20 protein-coding genes are annotated in these 25,064 nt (G+C 63.6%); 10 read left to right on the plus strand and 10 right to left on the minus strand.

The genetic code is table 11. The annotated features are described in order from the left end of the window. Positions 1–17 precede the first annotated feature (17 nt). The 5 genes from ahcY to rhlE2 all read left to right on the plus strand — a co-directional run bounded on the left by ahcY (position 18) and on the right by rhlE2 (position 6,666). Positions 18–1,427, plus strand: a complete 1,410-nt coding sequence (ahcY, locus tag AC3RCM_RS25295; protein WP_020191828.1) for an adenosylhomocysteinase — start codon at positions 18–20, stop codon at positions 1,425–1,427. A 166-nt stretch (positions 1,428–1,593) separates the two neighbouring features. Then, a complete protein-coding gene (metF, locus tag AC3RCM_RS25300) occupies positions 1,594–2,439 on the plus strand; it encodes a methylenetetrahydrofolate reductase [NAD(P)H] (RefSeq protein ID WP_020191829.1) in 846 nt (281 codons plus the stop codon). 93 nt (positions 2,440–2,532) lie between these two features. Next, entirely contained in the window at positions 2,533–3,609 is a 1,077-nt protein-coding gene (locus tag AC3RCM_RS25305; protein WP_198747159.1) for a hypothetical protein, read from the plus strand. A 169-nt stretch (positions 3,610–3,778) separates the two neighbouring features. Further along, positions 3,779–4,567, plus strand: a complete 789-nt coding sequence (locus AC3RCM_RS25310; RefSeq protein ID WP_012053904.1) for a substrate-binding periplasmic protein — start codon at positions 3,779–3,781, stop codon at positions 4,565–4,567. Positions 4,568–4,785: 218 nt separating this feature from the next. Next, positions 4,786–6,666 (plus strand): RNA helicase RhlE2, encoded by a 1,881-nt coding sequence (gene rhlE2, locus AC3RCM_RS25315; RefSeq protein WP_492629246.1) that lies wholly within the window; start codon positions 4,786–4,788, stop codon positions 6,664–6,666. 140 nt (positions 6,667–6,806) lie between these two features. Here rhlE2 and AC3RCM_RS25320 read toward each other — a convergent pair whose 3' ends face one another. From AC3RCM_RS25320 to AC3RCM_RS25330, 3 genes are all read right to left on the minus strand, one after another. After that, positions 6,807–7,385 (minus strand): YceI family protein, encoded by a 579-nt coding sequence (locus tag AC3RCM_RS25320; RefSeq protein WP_020191536.1) that lies wholly within the window; start codon positions 7,383–7,385, stop codon positions 6,807–6,809. 32 nt (positions 7,386–7,417) lie between these two features. Continuing rightward, positions 7,418–7,969 carry a cytochrome b gene (locus AC3RCM_RS25325; RefSeq protein ID WP_104962680.1) on the minus strand — a complete coding sequence of 184 codons (552 nt, stop codon included), beginning with the start codon at positions 7,967–7,969 and terminating at the stop codon, positions 7,418–7,420. 196 nt (positions 7,970–8,165) lie between these two features. Then, on the minus strand, positions 8,166–10,046 hold the full coding sequence (locus AC3RCM_RS25330; protein ID WP_492629247.1) for a flavin monoamine oxidase family protein: 1,881 nt from the start codon (positions 10,044–10,046) through the stop codon (positions 8,166–8,168). A gap of 210 nt (positions 10,047–10,256) precedes the next feature. Between AC3RCM_RS25330 and AC3RCM_RS25335 the strand changes: the two genes are divergently transcribed. From AC3RCM_RS25335 to AC3RCM_RS25345, 3 genes are all read left to right on the plus strand, one after another. Continuing rightward, entirely contained in the window at positions 10,257–10,748 is a 492-nt protein-coding gene (locus tag AC3RCM_RS25335; protein ID WP_003249344.1) for a hypothetical protein, read from the plus strand. A 79-nt stretch (positions 10,749–10,827) separates the two neighbouring features. Further along, positions 10,828–12,234, plus strand: coding sequence for an adenosylmethionine--8-amino-7-oxononanoate transaminase (locus AC3RCM_RS25340; protein WP_010955554.1), 1,407 nt, complete (start codon positions 10,828–10,830; stop codon positions 12,232–12,234). A gap of 148 nt (positions 12,235–12,382) precedes the next feature. Next, the gene (locus AC3RCM_RS25345) at positions 12,383–13,102 is read left to right on the plus strand and encodes a 16S rRNA (uracil(1498)-N(3))-methyltransferase (protein ID WP_019436737.1); all 720 of its coding nucleotides are present in this window, start codon (positions 12,383–12,385) and stop codon (positions 13,100–13,102) included. Here the strand turns inward: AC3RCM_RS25345 and trhA are convergent, their stop codons facing one another. The 7 genes from trhA to AC3RCM_RS25380 form a co-directional block, all read right to left on the minus strand. Continuing rightward, positions 13,103–13,720 carry a PAQR family membrane homeostasis protein TrhA gene (trhA, locus tag AC3RCM_RS25350; protein ID WP_019436736.1) on the minus strand — a complete coding sequence of 206 codons (618 nt, stop codon included), beginning with the start codon at positions 13,718–13,720 and terminating at the stop codon, positions 13,103–13,105. Positions 13,721–13,860: 140 nt separating this feature from the next. Continuing rightward, the gene (locus AC3RCM_RS25355) at positions 13,861–14,334 is read right to left on the minus strand and encodes a chemotaxis protein CheW (RefSeq protein ID WP_003249336.1); all 474 of its coding nucleotides are present in this window, start codon (positions 14,332–14,334) and stop codon (positions 13,861–13,863) included. Beyond that, positions 14,327–19,267, minus strand: coding sequence for a hybrid sensor histidine kinase/response regulator (locus tag AC3RCM_RS25360; protein WP_492629248.1), 4,941 nt, complete (start codon positions 19,265–19,267; stop codon positions 14,327–14,329). The genes AC3RCM_RS25355 and AC3RCM_RS25360 overlap by 8 nt, the downstream gene beginning before the upstream one ends. A 12-nt stretch (positions 19,268–19,279) precedes the next feature. Then, on the minus strand, positions 19,280–21,304 hold the full coding sequence (locus AC3RCM_RS25365) for a methyl-accepting chemotaxis protein (RefSeq protein ID WP_237715384.1): 2,025 nt from the start codon (positions 21,302–21,304) through the stop codon (positions 19,280–19,282). A gap of 47 nt (positions 21,305–21,351) precedes the next feature. Next, positions 21,352–21,906: a chemotaxis protein CheW gene (locus AC3RCM_RS25370; protein WP_010955559.1), complete on the minus strand. Its 555-nt coding sequence runs from the start codon at positions 21,904–21,906 to the stop codon at positions 21,352–21,354. Next, positions 21,903–22,268 carry a twitching motility response regulator PilH gene (gene pilH / locus AC3RCM_RS25375; protein WP_003249327.1) on the minus strand — a complete coding sequence of 122 codons (366 nt, stop codon included), beginning with the start codon at positions 22,266–22,268 and terminating at the stop codon, positions 21,903–21,905. The genes AC3RCM_RS25370 and pilH overlap by 4 nt, the downstream gene beginning before the upstream one ends. A 47-nt stretch (positions 22,269–22,315) precedes the next feature. Then, positions 22,316–22,717 (minus strand): response regulator, encoded by a 402-nt coding sequence (locus AC3RCM_RS25380; protein ID WP_010955560.1) that lies wholly within the window; start codon positions 22,715–22,717, stop codon positions 22,316–22,318. Positions 22,718–22,955: 238 nt separating this feature from the next. Here AC3RCM_RS25380 and gshB point away from each other — a divergent pair, with 238 nt between their 5' ends. Both gshB and AC3RCM_RS25390 read left to right on the plus strand, forming a co-directional pair. Next, the gene (gene gshB, locus AC3RCM_RS25385) at positions 22,956–23,909 is read left to right on the plus strand and encodes a glutathione synthase (RefSeq protein WP_010955561.1); all 954 of its coding nucleotides are present in this window, start codon (positions 22,956–22,958) and stop codon (positions 23,907–23,909) included. Between the two features lie 91 nt (positions 23,910–24,000). Continuing rightward, positions 24,001–24,906, plus strand: coding sequence for an energy transducer TonB (locus tag AC3RCM_RS25390; RefSeq protein ID WP_014592660.1), 906 nt, complete (start codon positions 24,001–24,003; stop codon positions 24,904–24,906). Positions 24,907–25,064: the final 158 nt, after the last annotated feature.

The raw sequence follows: 25,064 nt of genomic DNA on the forward strand, positions 1-25,064 counted from the left end.
TACGAATGGAGGCTCTCATGAGCGCTGCAAACATGCCTGCTGGTTTTACCGATTACAAAGTCGCCGACATCTCCCTGGCCGCCTGGGGCCGTCGCGAAACCATCATTGCCGAATCGGAAATGCCTGCGCTGATGGGCCTGCGTCGCAAGTACCTGGCCGAGCAACCGCTCAAGGGTGCGAAGATCCTGGGCTGCATCCACATGACCATCCAGACCGCCGTGCTGATCGAAACCCTGGTTGCCCTGGGTGCCGAAGTGCGCTGGTCGTCCTGCAACATCTTCTCGACTCAAGACCAGGCCGCCGCCTCGATCGCCGCCGCCGGTATCCCGGTGTTCGCCTGGAAAGGTGAAACCGAAGAAGAGTACGAGTGGTGCCTGGAGCAGACCATCCTGAAAGATGGCCAGCCATGGGACGCCAACATGATCCTCGACGACGGTGGTGACCTGACCGAACTGCTGCACAAGAAGTACCCGCAGGTACTGGAACGCGTGCACGGCGTGACCGAAGAGACCACCACCGGCGTACACCGCCTGCTGGACATGCTGGCCAAGGGCGAGCTGAAAGTCCCGGCGATCAACGTCAACGACTCGGTCACCAAGAGCAAGAACGACAACAAGTACGGCTGCCGTCACAGCCTGAACGATGCCATCAAGCGTGGTACCGACCACCTGCTGTCGGGCAAGCAGGCCCTGGTGATCGGCTACGGTGACGTGGGCAAGGGCTCGGCCCAGTCCCTGCGTCAGGAAGGCATGATCGTCAAGGTCTCCGAAATTGACCCGATCTGCGCCATGCAGGCCTGCATGGACGGCTTCGAGCTGGTCTCGCCGTTCATCGACGGTATCAACGATGGCACCGAAGCCAGCATCGACAAGGCCCTGCTGGGCAAGATCGACCTGATCGTGACCACCACCGGTAACGTCAACGTCTGCGACGCCAACATGCTCAAGGCCCTGAAAAAGCGTGCCGTAGTCTGCAACATCGGCCACTTCGACAACGAGATCGACACCGCCTTCATGCGCAAGAACTGGGCCTGGGAAGAGGTCAAGCCGCAGGTTCACAAGATCCACCGTACCGGCGCTGGCAGCTTCGACCCGCAGAACGACGACTACCTGATCCTGCTGGCCGAAGGCCGCCTGGTCAACCTGGGCAACGCCACTGGCCACCCAAGCCGCATCATGGACGGCTCGTTCGCCAACCAGGTTCTGGCACAGATCTTCCTGTTCGAGCAGAAGTTCGCTGACCTGCCGGCCGAAAAGAAAGCCGAGCGCCTGACCGTTGAAGTGCTGCCGAAGAAACTCGACGAAGAAGTGGCCCTGGAAATGGTCCGCGGCTTCGGCGGCGTGGTCACCCAGCTGACCAAGCAGCAAGCCGACTACATCGGCGTGACCGTCGAAGGCCCGTTCAAGCCGCACGCCTACCGCTACTAAGCGGCAAGCATGAAGCTGCAAGTGGCAGGCAAAGGCATACCGTGCCGTTGCCACTTGCAGCTCCGGAAACACAGATCTTGAACGACGCCCAAGCCAGACCGGCCATCACCGATCTGGCTTTTACTTGCAGCTTGCCGCCAGACGCTTGTTGCCAGAGGAACGCCTGATGTCACAAGAACGCCGCTACAGTTTCGAGTTCTTCCCGACCAAGACCGATGCCGGTCACGAAAAGCTGATGGGCGTCGCCCGCCAGCTGGCCACCTATAACCCGGACTTCTTCTCCTGCACCTACGGTGCCGGTGGCTCGACCCGCGACCGCACGCTCAATACCGTGCTGCAGCTGGAAAGCGAAGTGAAGATACCTGCCGCGCCGCACCTGTCGTGCGTGGGCGACACCAAGGCCGAATTGCGCGCCCTGCTGGCCGAGTACAAGGCCGCCGGCATCAAACGCATTGTCGCGCTGCGTGGTGACCTGCCGTCGGGCATGGGCATGGCCAGTGGTGAACTGCGCTATGCCAGTGACCTGGTCGAGTTCATCCGCCAGGAAACCGCTGATCACTTCCACCTGGAAGTGGCTGCCTACCCGGAAATGCACCCGCAGGCGCGCAACTTCGAGGCGGATCTGGCCAACTTTGTGCACAAGGTCAAGGCCGGTGCCGACAGCGCCATCACCCAGTACTTCTTCAACGCCGACAGCTACTTCTACTTCGTCGAGCGTGCACAGAAGCTGGGCGTGGAGATTCCGGTGGTACCGGGCATCATGCCGATCACCAACTACAGCAAGCTGGCCCGCTTCTCCGATGCCTGTGGTGCCGAGATCCCGCGCTGGATCCGCAAGCAGCTGGAAGCCTATGCCGACGACACCGCCAGCATCCAGGCGTTCGGCGAAGAAGTGATTACCCGCATGTGCGAACAGCTGTTGCAAGGCGGCGCGCCGGGCCTGCACTTCTATACCTTGAACCAGGCCGAACCGAGCCTGGCGATCTGGAACAACCTGAAGCTGCCGCGCTGAAATCTTTTGGCAAAGTCTGCTTAAGAAATGATTAAGGCTTTGGTCATAGACTAAAGCCTTATTCATTTTCGGGTTAAACAGGTCTTGCCTGCCATGCAGCACACCCAACCTTCGCGCCCACAGCTTGTATACCTGGCTTTTGGCCCGGCAACCTACCATCAGGAAGCCTGCTTCAGCATCGTCAGCGCCCTCGCCCAGCTAGGCAGCGCAGCCGGCGAGGCCATGGACATCCAGGTCTACACCGACAATGCGCAGCCCTACGCCAGGCTGCCCGTCACCGTCCACCTGCTGGACGAGGCCACGCGCCAGGCATGGAATGCCCCGCACGGTTATCACTTTCGCAGCAAGCATGTGCTGCTGCGCCAGGTACTGCAGCAACACCCGCTGGCAGTGCTGATCGACACCGACACCTTCTTCCGCACTTCGCCGATGCATCTGTTCGCCCGTGTGACGCCCAACCGCCTGCTGTGCAACGCCATCGGCACGCGCTACGGCGCTGACCAGAAGTGCCTGTTGTACAAGAACCTGCTGGCCATTCTCGAGTCCCGGGGACTGGCCGACTGCCAGATGCCGCTCGTCAATTCCGGCGTTATCGGCCTCACTGCCGAGAACTGCGACACCCTGGACCGCTCCATCGCCATGATGGACGAATTCTACCCCTTGGCTCGGGAGGCCTATACCCTTGAGGAGTTCTGCCTGGCAGTAGCGGCCTACCGCAACCTGGAGCTGGCCGAGTGTACCGATGTCATTCATCACTACTGGAGCCGGAAGGCGCAGTTCCGCGCCAAGATCCAGGCCTGGCTGCGCAAGCACGAGCACGACCCACTCAGCCCCTCGGCCTTGGCCGACGTTGCGCTGGTCAACGACCAACTGCCGCGGCCACCCACTCTGCACCGCCTGGGTTACAAGGCGTTGAGCCTGACCCTGCCCAGTCACGAGCGCCAGTTCGCCCGCGAATTGCTCTATGGCTGCTACCCCTACCCCAATGAGTTCGATCGCGCCTGTGCGTCTGCCTGGTGGGACAAAGCCCTGGAAAACCTCAATGACCGCTACGGCCACGTGGAGCCCGAGCGGCTGCGTCAGTGCCTGCGCCATCCGGGGCTACGGCTATCGCTGGGCGAGCGGCGCAAGGATATCGAGGCGCATCTGCTGCGATCCACCCAAGCCTGATGTGCCCGCAAAACTCATTGCCTTGCGCGGTCTTGTGGGAGCGGGCGTGCCCGCGAAGAGAGCAACCCGATCGTTGACACCGGCTTCGCCGGTGTTCGCGGGCACGCCCGCTCCCACATCGATAATGCATGCCTTTACCGTACACCGGCCGAGCGCGTAATCTCCGGCCATGCCACATATCGCCCGTCTGTTCTGGATCCTGCTGCTCGTTTGCCTGAGCCCGTTGGCTCTGGGCGAACGCTTGCGCCTGGTAACCGACGACTGGGCACCTTATGTGTTTCAGCACAACGGCCAACCGCGCGGCATCGACTATGAAGTCGCCAGCCAGGTCTTCGCACGCCTCGGCGTCGAGGTGGAGTGGCAATTCCTGCCTTGGAAGCGCTGCTTGGCGATGGCTGAGCAGGGCCTGGCCGATGGCATTCTCGACATCTTCCAGACGGACGCGCGCCAACCCTACATGGTGTATGGCTCCGAACCCATGTCGGAGGTCGAATTCGTCCTGTTCCAAAGCCGCTCGCGCCGCCATGCCGTCACCCACCTGGACGACCTCGCCGGCCTCACCGTCGGCACATCGCCCGGCTACGCCTACGGTAAAGCGTTCACCGAGGCCCCACACTTCAAGCGCGAAGCCGCACCCACCCACGAAGCCAACTTCGGCAAGCTGGTGCTGGGCCGTATCGACCTGGCGATCACCGACCGCAGGGTCGGGCATTACCTGCTCCGCCAGCTCGGCCTGCAACAGCAAGTCGAAGAACTGCCGCTGGTAGTCAGCCGCCAGGCGCAGTATTTAGGCCTGGTGCGCAAGCCTGGGCGCGAGGCACTGGCCGTGGCCTTTGCCGAAGAGCTGCAGCGGTTCAAGCAGGAGCCGGCCTATGCAGCGATCAGCAACCGTTATACAAGCGACACTGGAAACATTCTCAACGCCGTTGAGCAGCAGGAAAGCAGCACAGCGCGATAGCTCTGTTATACTCGGGCCTTCCCGCCCGGCTCACGCCCGGACGCTCGGCCTCGCAACAGGCATCCCGATCGGTACCGACGCCCCTTCGCGTCCAGCCTCCGTTTCCCGGATGTGCAGTGAAAGCCCAGCTGGACCGGACGCGATCGCATTTCACCGATGCCCGTCGCGCCAGGCAGAACATCCCAACGGGCCCAGCCCACACGAGAACAGGATCGCCCATGTCCTTTGCTTCCCTCGGTCTCTCCGAGGCTCTTGTCCGCGCTATCGAGGCTGCGGGCTACACCCAGCCGACCCCCGTGCAACAGCGGGCAATTCCCGCCGTGTTGCAAGGCCGCGACCTGATGGTTGCCGCACAGACAGGTACGGGTAAAACCGGCGGCTTTGCCCTGCCGATTCTCGAGCGCCTGTTCCCGGCCGGCCATCCCGACAAATCGCAGCGCCACGGCCCACGCCAGCCTCGCGTGCTGGTCCTGACACCGACCCGCGAACTGGCAGCCCAGGTGCATGACAGTTTCAAGGTCTATGCCCGTGACCTGCCACTGGTCAGCGCCTGCATCTTCGGCGGCGTCGGCATGAACCCGCAGATCCAGGCCATTGCCAAAGGCGTTGATGTGCTGGTCGCCTGCCCAGGCCGCCTGCTCGACCTGGCCGGCCAAGGCAAGGTCGACCTGGCCCACGTGGAAATCCTGGTACTTGATGAAGCCGATCGCATGCTCGACATGGGCTTCATCCACGACGTCAAGAAGGTCCTCGCCCGCCTGCCGGCCAAACGCCAGAACCTGCTCTTCTCGGCCACCTTCTCCAAGGACATCACCGACCTCGCCGACAAGCTCCTGCACAACCCGGAGCGTATCGAGGTCACCCCGCCGAACACCACCGTCGAGCGTATCGAGCAGCGGGTGTATCGCCTGCCTGCCAGCCACAAGCGTGCCCTGCTGGCGCACTTGATCACCCTGGGCGCCTGGGAACAGGTGTTGGTGTTCACCCGAACCAAGCATGGTGCCAACCGCCTGGCCGAGTACCTGGAAAAGCAAGGCCTGACCGCCGCCGCGATCCACGGCAACAAGAGCCAGAACGCCCGCACCAAGGCTTTGGCCGACTTCAAGGCCAACAGCGTGCGCGTACTGGTCGCCACCGACATCGCTGCCCGCGGCCTGGACATCGACCAGTTGCCCCACGTTGTCAACTTCGAGCTGCCGAATGTCGAGGAGGACTACGTCCACCGCATTGGCCGTACCGGCCGTGCCGGTCGTTCGGGCGAAGCAATTTCCCTGGTCGCACCAGATGAAGAAAAGCTGCTCAAGAGCATCGAGCGGGTGACCAAGCAGCGCATCGCGGATGGCGACCTGACGGGCTTCGACGCCAGCCAGGTAGAAGCCGAGAAGCCTGAAGCACGCGAGCGCCCGCAGAACAACGGCCGCGGCGGCCGCAACCAGCAAGCCCGTGGCGAAGGTGCTAAAGACAGCAACGGCGGCCGCAAGGACAAAGGCAAGGACAAAGGCAAAGCCAGGCAGCAAGCTGCGGCCAAGCCGGACGACAAGGAAAAGAGCGGCGACAAGCAGCAACCGCGCAAGCCGCGTGACAAGAAACCACGCCCGCAGCAGGCCAGCAGTAACAGTGTTCCGAAGCCGCCGGCAGACCGCGACCCGGAAGAATTCCTGGACGACGAGCTCGATAACTTCGGTAACCGCGCCGACTATGTCAGTCCGTACCAGGGCAAGAACCAGGGCCGCAACCGCCGCCCGGGTGGTGCTGGCCAAGGTCAGGGGCAAGGCAATGGCCAACGCAGCAACGCTGGCGGCCAGGGCCAAGCCCGCAATGGCGGCCAGCCACGCAGTGGTGGCGGAGAAAAACGCCCGCCCCGCGCCAACAACGGTGGCGGTGCCCGTCGTGATGGCGGCGGTGGCCGTGGTCGCCCTGCGCGTGACGATGCTGCCCGGCAAGAGCCGGCTGTGCGCAACCCGCGTCAGCCGGAAAAACAGCCAGTGATCATTCGCAAGGAGTCCAAACTGGACCGTTTCCCGACGCCTGAGCAACTGGATGACCTGCCAAGCCGCCCACGCGGTGAGCGCCCAGCGCTGCTGACCCGCAAGGGCTGATAGAAGTACCGAGGGGGCTGCTTCGCAGCCCTATCACGACACAAGGCCGCGCCTGCAGAGAATTTCTTGATCTCTGCAGGAGCGGCCTTGTGTCGTGATAGGGCCGCAAAGCGGCCCCCTCGGTTTTCAGCTGGCAGAAATTACTTCTGCTTCACACCTTCGACACTGATATCCAGGTCCAGGGTCTGCGAGGTAGCACCTGGGCCTTTGATGCCGAAGTCGTTCAGGTTCAGCGTCGTGGTGGCGTTGAAGCCTGCGCGCTCACCACCCCATGGGTCCTTGCCTTCACCGTTGAAGGTAGCCTTGAACGTCACCGGTTTGGTGACACCGTGCATGGTCAGGTCGCCAGTCACGTCAGCCGTCTTGTCGCCAGTCGACTTGACGCTGGTGGAGACGAATTTGGCGTCCGGGTACTTCTTCACGTCGAGGAAGTCGGCGCTGGCGATGTGCTTGTCACGCTCGGCGTGGTTCGACCACAGGCTGGCAGTTTTCAAGTCGACGCTGATCTTGCTGGCTTCAGGCTTGGCACTGTCCCAGGTGAAGCTGCCGTCGAAATCCTTGAAAGTACCGTGGATGAAGCTGTAGCCCAGGTGGCTGATTTTCCAGTCAACGAACGCGTGCTGGCCTTCCTTGTCGATCTTGTACTCGGCAGCCATGGCCTGGCCAGCAGAGAGCAGAGCGGTACCGAGCGCCAGAGCGGCAAAAGTCTTTTTCAACATCCTGTTCCTTCCTGTGTAATTGAGGTTGAGAGTCAAGCTTTGCGGCCCAGCATGCGAGTCAGGGTCGCGTCACGGTCGATGAAATGATGCTTGAGCGCGGCAAGGGCATGCAGCACGGCAAAAATCACCAGCCCCCAAGCCAGCCACAAATGAACCACACCCGCCACATCTGCCTGGTCAGGCAGGTCGCTGATCAGTGCCGGCACTTCGAACAGGCCGAACACCGGAATGCCGACGCCGTCGGCGGTGGAAATCAGGTAACCGGCAACCATCACCGCAAACAGCCCAAGGTACAGGGCCAGGTGGCCCAGCGTGGCCGCCAGGCGTGTGACCGCACCATGGTTGGTTGGTGCCGGTGGTGGCGGGCTGATGAAACGCCAGACTACCCGCAGCAGCATCACCGCCAGCAGCACCAGGCCGATGCTCTTGTGCAGGTCCGGGCCAGCTTTGCGCCAAGGGCTGTAGTAGTCGAGGCCGACCATCCACAAGCCCAGGCCGAACAGGCCGAAAACTGCCAGCGCCACGCCCCAGTGCAGGATGATGCTGACCACGCCGTAGCGAGAAGGTGAATTGCGCAGTTGCATGTTGCGTGTTTCCCCGTGAAAGCTATGCACAGACTAACGCGTAACGTATCGAAGAAAAGCGGAAAAAATTGCTTCGGATTATCGAGGAATCCGATATTTATTCTGTTAGCTGACCATTAAGAAAACATTAACGATAGTAGGAGAGTTGGGGTTGCAGTGCCGGCCCTCAGGCGAACAGGCCGGCACTGTCGATCGATCAGCCCGCCTTGGCCTGGGTATTGGTTACAGCCTTCTTCGCAGGCTCCGACTTGGCTGTCGCCTTCTTCGTCTCGGCAGGCTTGTGGGCTGGCTTGTGGGCTGGCTTGTGCGCGGGCGCATGCTTGGCGGGAGCGGCTTTGGTTGCCGCAGGCTTGGCAGCCGTTTCCTTGGCCACAGGCGCAGGTGCTGCAGGAGCCGGAGCTGCCTGTGGAGCGGGCGCAGGTGCAGGCGCCACTTCCTCAGCCTTGGCAATTGGCTCAACCTTCGCCTCTGGCGCTTGCGCCCCGCCAAACAGGCGCTTGAAGAAGCCTGGCTTGTCCTGCGTGTCCTGCTTGGCCTCTTCGGCCTGCTTGGGCTCAGCTTTGGCCGGCGCCTTGTCAGTTTTGTCGCCCTTGTCGGACGAACCGCCGAACATATTGGAGAAGAAGCCGCCCTTGCTCTCCTTGGCGGCCGCCGCACCTGCCGCCGCCGCAACCGGCAGCGCCTTGGCCGGGTCGAACGACTTGCCGGCCAACAGGTCCTGTGCCTGGCTGGCCGCACGTTGGCCACTGCGCAGGGCGCCTTCCAGGGTGCCCGGGTACAGGGCATCCGTGTGCTCACCGGCAAAGGTCATGCGCTGCACCGGACGTTCCCACAGGCGCCAGTATTTACTGATCTGCCCTGGGCCGTAGGCCAGGTAGGCACCACCCGTGCCAGCATCAGCACTGTATCGCTTGACCTCGTAACCGGTGAACGCGCCACGGGCCTGGGGGTAGAACGCATGCAGACGGATCAGCACCTGGTCGACCATCTGCTTTTCACCAAAGGCCTGCAGCAGGCGAGCGTTATCGCCGGACAGGTTGATCACCACATTGGCACCACCCTTGAGCGCCGGCTCGACCCACAGCATGCCGAGGCCGGCGTTACTGTAGATTTCGCCCGACATGCGTGCACGGCTTTCCCATACGGGTTTCTTGAACTTGAGCATGATCTGGTCGCGCCAACCATAGTTGGTGCCCTTGAGCGCCGCCAGGTGCTGGCTGTCCAGGCCAGGGGTCATCTGAATCTTGGCCAGCGCGCGCAGGGGCACAGCCATGACCAGATAGTCCGCCTTGTAGCCGACGCTGCCGACTTTTACCGTGACACTATCCTTGTCCTGGACAATGGCGGTAACCGGCGAGTTGGTCTTGATGGTTTTCAGCTGCTTGACGAAAGCCTGGGCCAGCACCGGGCTGCCACCGGGCAGGCGCGCAGCGCGCAGGTCGCGGTCGCTGACGCCGCGGTAGACGCGGTTCTGCTGGGCGAAGTACAGCAGCGACAGGCGCGACGGTTCATCGTAGCGGGTGCGGATCTGCTGATTGATCAACTGACGGGCGGTGGCCGGCAGTTGCAGTTTGTCCAGCCAGGTGGATACGTTGATCTGGTCGAGGGCGAACAGCGTGCTGGTTGCCTGCGGGTTCAGCGGGTCATCGATCGAGCGGGCCAGGTCATCGAGGGTTTTCTCGTAACGCTTGAGCGCCTCGGCAGTGGCCGGTTGCTTGGTGGCCAGGTCGCTGGCGCTGAAGTACTCGCCGTCGATCAGGTAACCCGGGGTACGCACGAACTCGGGCGCCGGCAGTGTTTCAAGCTTGAAACGGTCGAGGTACTGGTTGAGCACCGGCTGTGCCTTGGCGTTGCCGATCCACTCGCTGGTGGCCAGGCCCGAACGCCCGCCCATGCCCGCCTTGGCCTCCAGCAGGGTCACCTGCCAGCCTTTGTTCTGCAGCTCGTATGCTGCCGTCAGGCCTGCCAGGCCACCCCCCACGACAATCGCCGTGGGCGTCTTGTCTTTTGCCAGCGCAGCGCCGCTGGACACACCAATCAATACCAACGCGCACAGGCGCACCCAAGCAGCAGCCATGTCGGCGAACTCCGAGTCAGAGGTTACAGAAACGGGGAGAGGCAGGAATGCCCCAGGAAGATGCGTTAAGAATACGTCAGGTCCGAGCACCCTGCCAGCGCAGTGACATCAAGTCCTTTTGGCAACTGACATTTTTGCCAGTAGCCATGTCACAGGGTGGTAGACGAAGCTGGCGAAGATGGCCAAAAGCCCGCCAGGGGGGGGCTGCGCATGATCTTCGAGGAGCGTTTCAACCAAGTGGAGCGGCAGCTTCTGTTACACAGGCAGACACTTCGCACAGCCTCAGGCCTGAGCTTCCACGCCAGCAGCACGTCCTGGATCGGCTTTCACGAAGCCTTCAAGGGCGAGGACGGTACCGAGCTGGTCATTGGTGAACACAGCGAAATTTCGATTGCGTTCGCTCAAGAGGTCGAGTCCCTGCGGCTGGAATACTACGTAGTCAGCGACTTTCTGAGCGAAGACCTGCACATGTTGTTCGATGCCGAGAACATCGACTATGACCTGGTTGCGCCATCCCCTCGCATTTTTTACTGGCTCACCCTCGAAGGTAGCGGCTTCCGGGACGCTCGCCCGGGCCCGATCGCTACACACCCCTACTACCAGGTGATTGACGGCCCCTTTCGGCGCCTGACCATCTCCACCTCGCACGCCGGCACCGTGCATATCCGCAAGCTGGAATGGACCGGCACCCACCGCCATTGAACGGCAGCGGTTGTCCTGCCCTGCGGCATTGCTTAGGCTTACGCGGTCGAACCACGCCGCAAAGCCAGGAGAAGTGCCCATGGGCCTCAATGATCAGTGGATGCAACGCGACCTCAAGGTCCTGTGGCACCCCTGTACCCAGATGAAAGACCACGAGCAGCTGCCGCTGATCCCGATCAAGCGCGGCGAAGGCGTGTGGCTGGAAGACTTCGAGGGCAAACGCTATCTGGATGCGGTGAGCAGTTGGTGGGTCAACGTCTTCGGCCATGCCAACCCGCGCATCAACCAGCGCATCAAGGACCAGGTCGACCAGCTCGAGCACGTGATCCTGGCCGGTTTCAGTCATCAGCCAGTGATCGAGCTGTCCGAGCGCCTGGTCGCCATGACCCCGGCCGGTCTCGACCGGGTGTTCTATGCCGACAATGGCTCGTCGTGCATCGAGGTGGCGCTGAAGATGAGCTTCCACTACTGGCAGAACATCGGCAAACCGGACAAGAAGCGCTTCGTCACCCTGACCAACAGCTACCATGGCGAAACCATTGCCGCCATGTCGGTGGGTGATGTGCCGCTGTTCACCGAAACCTACAAGGCGCTGCTGCTCGACACCCTCAAGGTGCCAAGCCCTGACTGCTACCTGCGCCCCGAGGGCATGAGCTGGGAAGAGCACTCGCGCAACATGTTCCAGGCCATGGAGCAGACCCTGGCCGAACACCACGCCTCGATCAGCGCCGTGATCGTCGAGCCGCTGATCCAGGGTGCCGGTGGCATGCGCATGTACCACCCGGTGTACCTCAAGTTGTTGCGCGAGGCCTGCGACCGTTACGACGTGCACCTTATCCACGACGAGATCGCCGTGGGCTTCGGCCGCACCGGCACGATGTTCGCCTGCGAGCAAGCCGGCATCCGCCCGGATTTCCTGTGCCTGTCCAAGGCCCTGACCGGCGGCTACCTGCCGCTGGCCGCCTGCCTGACCACCGACAAGGTGTACCAGGCGTTCTATGACGATTACCCGACACTGCGCGCATTCCTGCACTCGCACAGCTACACCGGCAACCCGCTGGCGTGCGCTGCAGCGCTGGCGACCCTGGATATCTTCGAGCAGGACAACGTGATCGAGGCCAACAAGGCCCTGGCCACGCGCATGGCCACAGCCACTGCACATTTGGCCGATCATGCTCATGTTGCCGAAATACGCCAGACTGGCATGGCCCTGGCCATCGAAATGGTGCAAGACAAGGCAGGCAAGCTTGCCTATCCCTGGCAGGAGCGCCGTGGCCTGAAGGTGTTCGAGCACGCCCTGACCCGCGGCGCCCTGCTGCGACCGCTGGGCAGCGTGGTGTACTTCCTGCCGCCGTACGTGATCACCCCCGAGCAGATCGACTTCCTTGCCGAAGTGGCCAGCGAAGGCATCGATATCGCCACCCGCGACAGCGTCAGTGTCGCAGTACCGGCCAACTTCCACCCCGACTTCCGCGACCCGGGCTAGGCCCGGCAATTCGCCACACCACTTTTCCTGTGGGAGCGGGCGAGCCCGCGAACAAGGGCGAAGCCCTTGCCAGGCACCGCGGCGCCTGATTCGCGGGCACGCCCGCTCCCACAGGGGATCTGCGTCTCTCTATTTACCGAGCAAACCCATGAGACTGTCCCGCTTCTTCATCGACGCCCCCCTGAGCCTTGGCGAGCACGACCTGCCCGAGGCCCAGGCCCATTACATTGGCCGCGTGCTGCGCATGGCACCCGGCGACGCCGTGCAGCTGTTCGATGGCAGCGGCCAGGAATACCGTGGTCAGTTGCTCGAGGTGGGCAAGAAAACTGTCCGCGTCAGCCTTGACCAGGCCTTTGCCGGCCAGGCCGATTCACCGCTGCATGTGCACCTGGGCCAGGGCCTTTCCCGTGGCGAGCGCATGGACTGGGCGATCCAGAAGGCCACCGAGCTTGGTGCCAACGAAATCACCCCGATCGTCAGCGAGCGCTGCGAAGTGCGCCTGAAAGACGAGCGCGCCGACAAGCGCCTGGCCCACTGGCGCCAAGTGGCGATCAGCGCCTGTGAACAATGCGGGCGTTCTACCTTGCCCGTCATCCATCCACCCGTGACCCTGGCCGAATGGTTGAGCAGCACCAAGGCTGACCTGAAGCTGGTCCTGCACCCGGTGGCCGAGCCGCTCACCAGCCATGAAAAGCCCGCCACCCTGGCCTTCGTGATCGGCCCCGAAGGCGGCCTTAGCGAAGCCGAGGTCGAGCAGGCCAAAGCCGCCGGCTTCCACGCAGCACGCCTTGGCCCGCGCGTGCTGCGCACCGAGACCGCGCCGGTGGTGGCGCTGTCGGTGGCACAGCAGTTGTGGGGCGACTTTTAACTAGCGCACGTAGAGCGACACCGCCACGAAGTGCATCAGGCTGCCAGCGATGACGAACAGGTGCCAGATGCCATGCCAGTGGCGGAAACGGCTGTCGAAGGCGAAGAAAATGATGCCGACGGTGTAGAACACGCCGCCGGCAGCCAGCCAGGCGAAGCCTGCAGTGCCCAGCGAGTTCAGCAGTGGCTTGACTGCCACCAGCACGATCCAGCCCATTACCGCATAGATTATGATCGACAGGATCCGCGCCTCGGAGCGCGGCTTGATCTCTTGCAACATGCCGATGATCGCCAGCCCCCAGACCACGCCGAACAGGCTCCATCCCCAAGGGCCGCGCAGGCTGACCAGGCAAAACGGCGTGTAGCTGCCGGCAATCAGCAGATAGATCGACAGGTGGTCGAGCTTGCGCATGATCACTTTCGCCCGCCCACGGGTGCTGTGGTACAGGGTGGAAATGCTGTACAGCAACAGCAGCGTGCCGCCGTAGATGGAGAAGCTGACGATCTTCCACGGGTCGCCTTGCAGGCCCGCGACCACGATCAGCCAGATGGCACCAATAGCAGCGAGGACGGCACCGACCAGGTGGGTCCAGGCGTTGAAGCGTTCACCGTAATACATGCAAACACAGACCTCCTGAGGTGGGCTGGGTTCCTGTTGTGATGATGATGACCCCTTCGCGGGTAAACCCGCTCCTACAACTGAGCGCGCAGCCATTGTAGGAGCGGGTTTACCCGCGAAGAGGCCCTGCGCCTCACATCCTAACCAAGGTCAGGTTGCAGATCCGCGTCACGCACCAGCCTTTCCAAGGCGACCAGGTCCGGTACCCGCGCCACCTGCTCACCCACCTGCACCGCCGCCAGCTCCAACCTGCCCAGCGCCACATCCACGTAGTTCAGCTGGCTGTCGAGCTTGCACGAGCGCGGAATGTCCTGCAGCAACAGCGCCAGGTACCGCAAGCCGGTATCGCCCAAAGCATTGAGCACCACCACGCGAGCCCGCTCCCCGCACGGCGTCTCACCACCGCACGCGGCCTCGAAACCGATCAACGGCAGGCGTTGCTGACGCCAGTCAATCCACCCCAGGTGCCAGGCGGGGTCGCCATGCTGGCACACCAGGTTACGCTGCCCGCTCAACTCGGCCACCGCCACGTTGGGCAACACCAGCGTGCGGTCCCCCAACGGTAGCAACAGCCCGGTCAGGCTGCTGCGCTGGCCGGAAATCAGTTCAAGCATGGGCCTGGCTCCAATGGGCGATGCTCTGCAACAGCAGCGACTCCTGGTACGGCTTGCCCAGGTATTCGTTGACGCCGATGGCCATGGCGCGGTCCCGGTGCTTCTGCCCAGTACGCGAGGTGATCATGATGATCGGCAAGTCTTTCAACCGTGCGTCACGGCGGATGCGTGTGGCCACCTCGAAGCCGTCCATGCGCGGCATTTCGATGTCCAGCAACAACACGTCGGGCCGGTGCTCTTCCAGCAGGGCCATGGCATCGACGCCATCCTTGGCCGTGAGCACGCTCATGCCGTGGCGCTCCAGCAGGCGGCTGGTAACCTTGCGTACGGTTACCGAATCGTCCACCACCATCACCAGCAAGGCACGGCGCGGTGCCGGGCCAAGCAACTGGCGTTGGCTACCGCCTCCGGGCAGGCGGGCCAGCCGTCGCTGCTGGCCGCGCAGCTGGCCCAGCAGGTCAAGAATCAGTACCACCCGGCCATCGCCCAGCAGTGTCGCCCCCGATAACCCGGCAACCGCGGCAAACTGCGGCCCCAGGCTTTTCACCACGATCTCACGGCTGGGCGACAGGTTGTCGGCCTGGATGGCGAACGACTGCTCCTTGGAATGCACCAGCAGCACCGGCAACGGCACACTTTGCCCCAGCAGCGCCGGGCGCGGCAGGCCTTGCAGCAACTCGCCCAGGTAGCGCAGCTCGTATTCGTGGCCGGCATAGACATAGCGCGGCGAGTCCAGCTGGTAGCACGCCGCAAGCTCGGCAGGTGGCACGCGGACGATGCCCTCGATGGTATTGAGCGGAATGGCGTATTGCTCTTCGCCCAGGTGCACCATCAGCGCACGGTTGATCGACACGGTGAACGGCAGGCGGATCAGGAAACGCGCCCCCTTGCCCTGCGCCGACTCGATACTCATCGAGCCACCCAGTTGCTTGACCTCCTCGTGCACCACATCCATGCCCAGCCCACGCCCGGAAATCTGTGTAATCTTTTCGGCGGTGGAAAAGCCTGGCCGCAGGATGAACTGCAGGATCTCGTGGTCACTCAACTGCGCCTGCGGGTCCAGCAGGCCGCGCTTGATGGCCTTGCGCCGCACCGCTTCCAGTGGCACGCCAGCACCATCATCCGTCATTTCGATGACGATATCGGCGCCCTCATGCAGCAAATTCAAGTGAATGGTACCCTGCTCCGGCTTGCCGGCGGCCAGGCGCATTGCGCGGCTTTCCAGGCCGTGGTCAACGGCGTTGCGCAGCATATGCTCCAGCGGCGCCACCATACGTTCCAGCACGCTGCGGTCCAGTTCGCCCTCGGCATTGCCAACCACCAGTTCCACCTGCTTGCCCAGCTCGCTGGCCACCTGCCGCACCACGCGCTGCAAGCGCGGCACCAGGCGCTCGAACGGCACCATCAGGGTGGCAGTCAGGCCCTCCTGCAACTGGCTGTTCACCCGCGCCTGCTGTTGCAGCAGGCTGTAGGCCTCCTGAGCACGCTGAGCCAGGGTTTCCTTCAGGTCCAGCAGGTCCGAGGCAGACTCGAAGAGGGCCCGTGACAGCTGCTGCAGCTGGGAGTGGCGGTCCATTTCCAGCGGGTCAAAGTCGTCATAGGCATCGCCTTCGAACTGCTGCCGGCTGGAGATTCGCCCCTGGGTCTCGACATCCAGACGCAGCAACTGATCACGCATGCGCTCGAGTGTGGTTTCCATCTCGTTGAGGGCGAACTGCGCGTCGTTGACCTGCTGCTCGATGCGCCCCCGGATGATCGAGTGCTCGCCGGCCAGGTTACCCAGGTCGTCGAGCAGCTCGGCGTCGACCTTGACCATGTCACCCGGTGCCCGCTCTGGTGCTGCTGCCGGAACTTCGGCGGTTGCAGCTTCTGGCGGCCCCTGGCCTGCGGCAGTGTCTGTCAGTGCGGCGCTGCTGAAGTTGCGAATGTAGTCGATCAGCGCCGTGGCGGCATGCAGCGGCTGCCCCAGGCGCACGGCGTCAAGCATATGCGCCAGCCGGTCGTGGCAGTTCTGCAGCAGTGCGAACAGTGGCGCGCTTGGCGGCAATCTACCCGCAGCCAACAGCTCGTAGAGGAACTCCAGTTCGTGGGCCAGGTCGCCGATCGGGGTGATTTCGACCATGCGCGCCACGCCTTTGAGGGTGTGCAGGTCGCGCATCAGGTTGTCCACCTCGACGCTGCTGCGCGGGTCGGCCTGCCAGCGCGCCAGGGCCGCCGCGGCGCTCTCGACGATGTCCGAGCTTTCTTCCAGGAACACTTCCAGCAGCTCTTCGCCGGGGCTTTCCGGCTCCTCGGCAAGCGGCTCGGCCACCTGCGGTTGCAACGGCGGGCGTGGCAACCCCAAGGTATCGGACAGGTCCATGTCCGGGTGCAGTGGTGTGACCGTATCGATGCCCACCAGGCCGGTGGCATCTGGCGCCAAGGCCTGGTCCAGCAGGTTGCGCAGGCTGTCGACCAGCTCCGGGCGCGGTGGAATATCCTGCCCGGCCGCCACTTCGTCCAGCATGTCCAGCAAGGCTTCATGGGCCCGCTGCGCCTGGCTGAAGAAGCGGGCATCGGCAGGCAGGCTGCCCTCCTCCACAGCGCCATACAGGTCCAGCAACGCCTCGCACACGTCATCCATCTGCCACAGGTCGGCCAGGTGCGCGGCGTGCCCCAGGGTGGTCATCTGGTCGAGCAGGTTATCCAGTGCGTCGCGCTGGGCGGGCTGTTGCTGCCAGCGCGACAACAACGTCTCTGCATCGAGCAGGATGTCCATGGCCTGGGCCAGGAAGCTGGCGACCAACTGCGGATCACGCTTGCTGCGGCCGGCATGGTGCGGGTCTTCATGCAGGCTGGCCAGGCGGCGGTCCACGGCCTGGCCAACCTGCTCGATCAGTTCCGCGGCACCGGGGATGGCGGCCAGGGGCGTGCTATCGAGTTGCGCCAAGCCCAGATGGAACAACGACCGCGCAGCCTCCAGCCATTCCATTTCGGCCATTTGCAGTGGCAGTTGATGGCCCTTGTACTCACGGGCCAGGCGGTCGAAGGCAGTGGCCAGTTCGGCCACCGGCATCACACCGGCCATGGCGGCACTGCCTTTGAGTGTGTGCAAGGCACGCTGCAAGTCATCACTGACCGGCGTGTCGTGGCCACCGGTGCTTTGCAGATAAACCTCAAGGCTGGCCAGATGGCCCTGCGCCTCGGTACGAAAAATGCCCAGCAACTGCGGATCGAGGCCATCGACACCGGCAGCCGTCGGGGCATCGTTTTCGGCCAGGCTGTGCAGGTGCCCGGCCAATTGCTCGATTTCAGTCAGTTGCGGCAACTGGCCGGCGGCAAAGTCGGCCAGCAAGTCAGGCAGGTGAACGAACACCTGCTGCAGCGCTACAACCCCTTCCGGGGTGAGCACGCTGCGGCCCTCGAGCACCCGGTTCAGCAGGTGCTCGGCGCCCCAGGCCAGTTCAGCCACCGCCTCGGCATGGACCATGCGGCCGCTGCCTTTGAGTGTATGCAGCGCGCGACGCACTTCGCCCAGTGCCTCGCGCTGCTGGTTGTCGGCACGCCAGCGCAGCCAGTGGCGCTCGATTTCCGGCAGCAGTTCGCCCGCCTCGTCAAGGAACACTTGGCGAAGCTCGTCATCGATGCCATCGCCATTGCCGTCCTGGTCTGGGCTGGCCCCGATCACCGCGCACTGCACACCCAGCGCCGCCAGGCTGGCCCGTGCCATCTCGATAAAGGGTTGGCCATCGGCCAGCGGGTCTGCCGTCCGCCATTGCAGGTAGCATTCGGCAGCGCTCAGTGCCTCGGCCAAGTGCGTCAGCTCATCAATCGGCGGCTCTTCCTCCAGGTGCTGCAACCAACGCTGCACATAGCTTGCGCAGCCGACAAACAGCTCGGCCACGGCCGGCAGCATCAACATGGCCAATGCCCCGCGGATCTGCTGTAACAGCCCCGGCAAGGGCTGCAGGCGTTGCCGCGGCCAGTCGGACTCCAGGTAATCGCCGATCAGATCCTTGGCCTGCTGCAACACGTTCAGCGATTCATTCAGCACCAGCTGGCGTATCTCGGCCAGGTCCGAGCCCGGCAGGCTGCCTTGGCCGTTTTCCTCCAAAGGGCCGACCATGCCGTTCAGGGAGGCCTCCACGTACAGCAGGGCCCCCGCCACATCCATCAACACCGCGTCGTCCACCGCCCGCTCGCCCTGAGCCAATGCCTGCAACGCCAGCACCTGGTCGATGATCACCCGCCGCGGTTGCTGAAAGCCCAGTACCGCCAGGGTGTCAGCCACGTGGCGCAACGGTGCCAGCAGCGCATCGAGCTGTTCGCGGTGCTGACGGTCGCCGCGCCCGAACTGGTCCAGGCGCTCCTTGATGCGCATCAAGTCATCGCACAGTGCAGTCACCACCGAACGCAGCGCATCGCGCCCCGACCCGGCCTGCAGTTGATCACGCCAGTTGCCCAGCGACAGGTCGAGGTTGGCAAGGTCATCGTCACCCGCAAAGCGTTGGGCGGCGCCGGTCATCAGGCTGGCCTGGGCCAGCGGTTCCTCCCCCCGGCAGGCGCGCAGCTGGTTGAGCAACGGCAGCATCACCAGTGGCAGGTCGTGGCGGGCACCGCGCAACCGCTCCAAGTACGAGGGCAACTGCTCCAGGCCGCGGAACAATGCGCCCAGGCAATCACCCCGGGGGCTGACCTGGCCGTCGGCCAACGCCCTGGCAAACAGCTCCAGCTCCTCCGCCAGGCGCGTGGCGCCGCGCAGTTCGAGCATGCGCAGGCAGCCGTGCACCTGGTGCAGGTTGTCGACCACGAAAGCCATCATCGACAGGTCGCCCGTCTCGCCGGCAAAGCGCTCCAGCGCCTGCCGTGCCTGGCCCAGGCAATCGAGGATGGCGGCCTTGGTCCAGGCCAGCGCCACTGTTTCGTGACGCTCGGGGCTTACTGCAGAAGCCATGGTCACTATTCCTCAACGCGGCTCGGTCGGTGGTGGCAGGGTGAAACCGGACACCGAACGGCGCATCTCGCTGGCCATGCGGGCCAAGTGGCGGATGCTGTCGGCGGTGGCACCGGAGCCGGCGGAGGTCTGCGCGGTAATCTGCTGGATCACCGCCATGGTGTGGGAGATCTGCCCGGCCGACGAGGTCTGCAACTGGGCAGCGTCGGAGATGCTGTGGATAAGGTCGGCGAGGTTCTGCGATACCCCTTCGATCTCGGCCAGCGCCACCCCGGCATCCTGGGCCAGGCGTGCGCCACGCACCACTTCGGCGGTGGTCTGCTCCATGGAGATCACCGCTTCGTTGGTATCGGCCTGGATGGTACGCACCAGCGCCTCGATCTGGCGGGTGGCAGACGATGAGCGTTCGGCCAGGCGCTGCACCTCGTCGGCAACCACGGCAAACCCGCGCCCGGCCTCACCGGCCAGCGAGGCCTGGATGGCGGCGTTCAGGGCAAGGATGTTGGTCTGGTCGGCAATGTCGTCGATCAGGCTTACGATGTCGCCGATTTCCTGGGAGGACTCGCCCAGGCGCTTGATCCGCTTGGCGGTGTCCTGGATCTGCTCGCGAATGTTGTCCATGCCGTTGATGGTGTTGTGCACCACCTCGTTGCCCTTGTTGGCAATGGCCACCGAACGCTCGGCCACCTTGGCCGATTCGTAGGCATGCGCCGAAACCCGGTCGATCGACTCGACCATGTCACCCACCGCCTCGGACGCCTCGCTGATCTGTGCAGCCTGGTGCTCGGAGGCCTTGGCCAGTTGCCGCGCAGTGTTCTGCGTGTCCTGCACGGCGGCAGCGACCTGCATTGCACTGTGGTTGATGGTGGCGACCAGGTCGCGCAACTGGTCCACGGAATAGTTGATCGAGTCGGCAATGGCGCCGGTAAAGTCTTCAGTCACCGATACGGTTACCGTCAGGTCGCCATCTGCCAGCTCTTCGATTTCGTCGAGCAGGCGCATGATGGCCTGCTGGTTGCGTTCGTTCTTTTCTGCGGTCTCGCGCAGTTGGCGGTTGGTGGTGCGCACCATGACCAGGCCGATGAGGATGATCGAGGCCAGCGCCAGCAGCCCCAGGGCATAGCCGCCAACGGTGTCGAGGGTGCGCCCGCCAGCCAGGTTCTCGAAACCGTTCGCCAGGTGCGACGCTTCGTCGAGCAGGGTTTGCGAAAGGCTGAAGATGTTGCCCGCAGCCTCCCGCACACGGAACAGTTCGGGCGAGGTTTCGAGGATTTCATCCACCGAACCGGCAACGAACTGGAACAACTCGGCAATTTCGGCCAGCCGCGCACGCGCATCGGCGTCCTCGACGCGGGTTATCTGGATTGTCGCATTGCCATCGAGCATGCCCTCCAGCACCTGGCCAAAGCGCCCGGCGTCGCGGCCGAAGGCATCGGCCGCCTGGGCGGCGCTGTCGTCACCGGCCAGCACGGTGTTGACCGAACCAAGGATGCGTTCGGCCAGCAACAGCTGGCGCTGGGCCACCGCAACCTGATTGGCCGGGGCACCGCTCTGCAGCAGGATCTCGACCACTTTTTCGTATTCCACCTGCAGCTGCGGCACGGTCTCGGCCAGGGTCGCTGCCACCTGGTGCAGCGACAGCACGGTCTGCTCGCTGGCCAGGATGATGTCGGTGTTCTTGCGCAGGTTTTCCCAGTCGCGGCGTACCGATTCCATCTCGTCACGCACCGCAGGTGGCGCAGGCGGCAGGCCAGTGGACTTGTCACCCTGGCGCAGGTAACCCCAGCGCCGTTCGAAATCATTGCGCGCATCCGACAGCAGCTTGAAGGCCAGGGCCTTGCCGGTGGCCGCCTCGGTGGCGTTCTTGGCGATACGCTGCGACAGCACGCGCAGCTCGCCGGCATGGCCGATGTACTGCTTGTCGTAGTTGGATTGGGTATTCAGGTAAGCAAAGTTGGCGAACAGCAAGATGATCGAAAGGATCAGGATCAGGAACAGCACGGTGATCTGCGCGATGCTGCGGGTACGTGGGCTCACGGTGGTGGCAGTGACGGGGGTGGCAGGCTTGTTCACGTTCGCAGGTCCTATAACGCCACATCGAGAAAGCCCGGCGCCTGGGCCAGGGCAAAGGGGCTGAAGATCGCCCAGTTACGTTCACGCGGAAAATACCCCTGCACAAAGCGTGCAGCGGCAGGGATCAGCGGCTGCGGCGGCGACAGCTGCAGGCTGTCGAGGGCAAAGTGCTGAAGGCCCAGCACCTCGTCGACCAGCAAACCGACGAACAGGTCGTCGTGGTCCAGCACCAGCACTCGCCGCTGCTTGCCCGGTGCGGCGTGGCCCAGGCCAAAGAAGCAGCTCAGGTCCATCACCGGCAACAGCCGGCCACGCAGGTTGGCCACCCCGCACACCCACGGCTGCACGCCGGGGACGCGGCTACTGCGCGGTTCGCGCAGCACCTCGGCCACTTCGCCCATGGGCGCGACGAACCACTGCCCGGCAATGCGAAAGCCAATGCCGCTCCACTGCTGCACGCGGTTGTCCTGCGGCGGCTGGTCGGCAACCAGCAGGCGACAGCGCCGGTCGATGTCCAGCAACAACTCAAAGGCGGTCAGCGACGCGCCTTGCGGGCGGGTGGTCAAGCCCCCAGCACTTCTTTGAGCTTGGCGATCAGCGCCTCCTCTTCCACCGGTTTGGTCAGGAAGTCACGGGCACCCTGGCGCGTGGCCCAGATACGGTCGGTTTCCTGGTCCTTGGTGGTTACCACGATCACTGGAATAGCGCTGGTGTCCGGGTCCTTGCTGAGCTGGCGGGTGGCCTGGAAGCCGTTCATGCCAGGCATGACGATGTCCATCAGCACCGCGTCGGGCTTGTCCTGCCGGGCCAGGGCCACGCCGTCGGCACCGTTGCTGGCCTTGAGCACCTGGTAGCCGTGCTTTTCCAGCCATTCGGTCAATCTGTACATCTCTGTCGGCGAGTCGTCGACAATCAGAACTCGGGCCATGCTGTTTCCCCATCAGGAAAGTAGGACCGCGCCATGGCGGGGCTCGGTCAGGGTGCGTGTTGTTGAGGTGCGGCAAACCCGGGCACATGGGCGCGGATCGCGTCGAGCAGTTCTTCCTTGCTGAACGGTTTGGTCAGGAACTGATCGGAACCGACCACCCGCCCGCGGGCCTTGTCGAACAGGCCATCGCGGGACGACAGCAGGATAACCGGGGTGTCCTTGAAGGCACTGTTGTGCTTGATTACCGCGCAGGTCTGGTAGCCGTCCAGGCGTGGCATCAGCACATCGACGAAAATGATGCTGGGCTGATGGTCGACGATCTTGGCCAGGGCATCGAAGCCATCGCTGGCGGTGATCACCTCGCAGCCCGCTTCACCGAGCAACATCTGCGCGGTGCGGCGGATCGTGCGGGAATCGTCGATCACCATCACCTTCAGGGGTTGTTCCATAGACGCCTACCAGTAGGATTGAAGCCGCAAGTTGCAAGCGGCAAGCTGCAAGAAAGCAGCTCGGCGCATGGATGCTCTTTTCTTGAGGCTTGTAGCTCAAGGCTTGCAGCTGCATTTTTAGCATACTCCGGGTGGCCATTCCATCTGCCGCGCCCCTTGACCGTCGGCGTTCGCGGCGCCACCCTGAGCCACTTTTCTTTCGATCCACCGCGGCCACCTGCCGCCAAGAGGACCCACCATGAGCGTTCGCCTCGGCATTGTGATGGACCCCATCGCGTCCATCTCCTACAAGAAGGACAGCTCGCTGGCCATGCTGCTGGCCGCCCAGGCACGCGGCTGGAGCCTGTTCTACATGGAACAGCAAGACCTGTATCAGGGCGAAGGCAAGGCCCGCGCCCGCATGCGCCCGCTGAAGGTGTTTGCCGACCCTGCACGCTGGTTCGAACTGGGCGAGGAGCAGGACAGCCCGCTGGCCGAGCTGGACGTGATCCTGATGCGCAAGGACCCGCCCTTCGACATGGAGTTCGTCTATAGCACTTACCTGCTGGAACAAGCCGAGAACGACGGCGTACTGGTGGTAAACCGCCCGCAAAGCCTGCGCGACTGCAACGAGAAGATGTTTGCCACGCTGTTCCCGCAATGCACCACCCCGACCCTGGTCAGCCGCCGCCCGGACATCATTCGCGAATTCACCGCCAAGCATGCCGACGTGATCCTCAAGCCACTGGATGGCATGGGCGGTACGTCGATCTTCCGTCACCGGGCTGGCGACCCCAACCTGTCGGTGATCCTGGAAACCCTGACCGCACTGGGCACCCAGCAGATCATGGCGCAGGCCTACCTGCCGGCAATCAAGGACGGCGACAAGCGCATCCTGATGATCGATGGCGAGCCAGTGGACTATTGCCTGGCACGCATTCCGGCCAGCGGCGAAACCCGTGGCAACCTGGCCGCGGGCGGGCGTGGCGAAGCCCGCCCACTGACCGAGCGCGACCGCTGGATCGCCGCCCAGGTCGGCCCGACGCTGCGCGAGAAGGGCCTGCTGTTCGTTGGCCTGGACGTGATCGGCGACTACCTCACCGAAATCAACGTCACCAGCCCCACCTGTATCCGCGAAATCGATGCCGCCTACAACACCGATATCGGTGGCAAGCTGATGGATGCCATTGATCGCAAGCTAAAGGCACGCTGACAGCCAACGCGAAGTAAAGCCGTAGAGTGGGGTATGATGCCGGTCCTATTCGACTGAGCTGCTGCCCCGCCCTGCGGTTGCTGGATACCTGATGACGCACCCCGCTGACGTCCCTGCCGACCTGCTGCCTCCCCGTGTTCGCCCTGCGGACCGGCTTGGCTTCACCCTGTTCCTGGCTGCGCTGGTGCACCTGGCGCTGATCCTTGGCGTCGGCTTCACCGTGGTCAAGCCTGCCGAAATCCGCCACACCATGGACATCACCCTGGCCACCTTCAAGAGCGAGAAACCGCCCGAGAAGGCTGACTTCCAGGCCCAGGACAACCAGCAAGGCAGCGGCACCCTGGACAAGAAAGCGGTGCCCAAGACCACCGAGCTGGCGCCGTTCCAGGACAGCAAGATCAACAAGATCACCCCACCGCCTGCGGCCAGGCCCGAGGTGGTCCCACCCCCTCCCCCGAAAAAGTCGGCAGTGGTGACGACGGCGCCCAAGCCGCACAAGGTCGAGCCCAAACCCAAGGAAAGCAAGGCGCAGCCCAAGCCAGCCGCACCGGCACCGGACTTCGACAGCTCGCAGCTGTCCAGCCAGATCGCCAGCCTGGAAGCGGAGCTGTCCAACGAGCAGCAGATGTACGCCAAGCGCCCGCGCATCCATCGCCTGAACGCCGCGTCGACCATGCGCGACAAGGGCGCCTGGTACAAGGAAGAGTGGCGCAAGAAGGTCGAGCGCGTGGGTAACCTCAACTACCCCGACGAAGCACGCCGACAGCAGATCTACGGCAACTTGCGCATGATGGTGTCGATCAACCGCGATGGCTCGCTGTACGAGGTGCTGGTACTGGAATCATCCGGGCAGCCCGTGCTGGACCAGGCGGCGCAACGCATCGTGCGGCTGGCCGCGCCGTTTGCACCGTTTACCGGGGATCTGGCCGAGTTCGACCGGCTGGAGATCATCCGCACCTGGCGCTTTGCCCGTGGGGACCGTTTGTCCAGTAACTGATTTTCTGCCTGTGCCGGCCTCTTTTTGTGGGCACGCCCGCTCCCACAGGTTGCTCACCGGCGCTGAAGCCTGTGGAGTATCGGCGGGAGCGGGCATGCCCGCGAAGGGGCCGGCACAAGCGACACAAAGCCCACCTTGTCAGTCTCGCCACCTGGCGC

The sequence above is a fragment of the Pseudomonas sp. GW823-FHT05G12 genome (assembly GCF_058795575.1).